The organism is Marinospirillum sp., from assembly GCF_014859565.1.
Window position 1 is genome coordinate 1 of sequence record NZ_JACUUA010000429.1, and the last position, 1,630, is coordinate 1,630.

Annotated in this window: 2 protein-coding genes; both read left to right on the top strand. The window is 48.7% G+C overall.

Going from position 1 to position 1,630, the window contains the following annotated elements; all coding sequences use genetic code 11:
* The first annotated feature begins 213 nt into the window (after positions 1–213).
* The gene (locus IBX50_RS20505; RefSeq protein ID WP_292258271.1) at positions 214–402 is read left to right on the top strand and encodes a hypothetical protein; all 189 of its coding nucleotides are present in this window, start codon (positions 214–216) and stop codon (positions 400–402) included.
* Positions 403–542: 140 nt separating this feature from the next.
* Positions 543–1,175, top strand: a complete 633-nt coding sequence (gene nth, locus IBX50_RS20510) for an endonuclease III (protein ID WP_292258274.1) — start codon at positions 543–545, stop codon at positions 1,173–1,175.
* Positions 1,176–1,630 lie beyond the last annotated feature (455 nt).

Genomic DNA, 1,630 nt, shown 5'->3' on the forward strand with positions numbered 1-1,630 from the left:
CTGCCCGGCAATCTCCTTCTGGCAGCCCATGGCGTCAATGGTCACGATGGCACCCCAAGGATTGTAGCAGTCTTTGGTGGGGGCAGGCATTGCCATTCCCGATTTGTAATGTATTGTAAATAATCTTCGTTATTTACCAATATAAAGTTACAATCATGCGCTCAGTACCGATACTACCCTGATGACAGAAAATGGATTGATGATGCAACCGACATGGATCAGCTGTTGAACCTTTGCGGATCAGGCGATGTATCAAAACAAAATGCGGAATGCGTCGATTTTGACCCCTGGACAGTGGAGCGTTTGAGGCTGTTTTTTGGTGATCTGCCATTGTTGCAGTGGTTCAACCCGGCTGCACCGCGTATCAAGCAGGGCGAAGTGGTACCGGATAAGATGATGTGATGGATCGGGTGCGTGAAGGTGGCCACATCGATGTGGCGGAATCAGTATCACTCAACCTTGGAAGGCAGCTGGAAGTTGAGCGGAATAAATGTGCTGCTTAAATGCAATATTTTGGACAACTGGGTTGAAAATTAACGTCCATGAATAAAGAAAAACGCCACCAGATTTTTAGCCGCCTGCGGGAAGCCAATCCTCACCCCACCACTGAGCTAAACTGGTCAACACCCTTTGAGCTGCTAACCGCTGTACTCTTGTCAGCTCAGGCCACTGATGTAAGTGTCAACAAGGCCACCGACAAGCTTTTCCCAGTCGCTAATACACCCCAGGCTATTGTGGATCTGGGGTTGGATGGCCTGAAGACCTACATTAAAACCATTGGGCTATTCAACACCAAGGCCGAAAACCTGTTAAAAACCTGCCGTATCCTGCTGGATCAGCATGGTGGTGAAGTCCCCTCTACTCGCAAGGCACTGGAAGCCCTGCCCGGTGTGGGTCGCAAAACCGCCAACGTGGTTTTAAACACCGCGTTTGGTCAGCCCACCATTGCCGTGGATACCCACATCTTCCGAGTCAGCAATCGCACTGGTATTGCACCCGGCAAAAACGTGGATGAAGTGGAACAGAAACTGCTGCGCCATGTTCCTGCTGAATTTAAACCGGACATCCACCACTGGCTGATCCTGCATGGTCGTTACACCTGTGTGGCACGCAAACCCCGCTGCCTCTGCTGCCTGATTGAGGATCTATGTGAATTTAAAGAAAAAACGGACTGAATCCATCGCTACCGAAACAATGGTTCAGACAGTTTCATGATGCAATAGCACCGTAGTTATAAAGCTCTTCAAAACCTAGCTGGGATTTTATGCCATTGAAATCTAGGCCTAAGTACGAAGAAAAGCGCTCAAGCAAGTGAGCATTGGCTTTGCGGATTTTCCAACTGGCAATCGAGATCACCTTATTGCCTTGTATCCTCTGATGTAACCCCTTTTTAGCCTTGCCTGTGTAACCGCTGTAAAAGCGAGCCAGACCTCCAGGGCAAAAGCATCAGCATAAACTGCCGCCGCGGTTTTCTGACACTGGACATTTTCTGTAAAACCGTATTGACTATTTCCATGAAAGCCTGCGTTCGGGTGATGGTTGAGTTTGGTAACCCCATTATCCGGGTAGCAGGCTTTCTTTAAAACTGTCCGAACTATTGATCTCAAAGAGAGGGCAGTTTATGAGCAAG

Coding starts and splice junctions, on each gene's coding strand:
- IBX50_RS20505 (WP_292258271.1), top strand. CDS start 214: ATGGATCAGCTGTTGAACCTTTGCGGATCAGGCGATGTATCAAAACAA.
- nth (WP_292258274.1), top strand. CDS start 543: ATGAATAAAGAAAAACGCCACCAGATTTTTAGCCGCCTGCGGGAAGCC.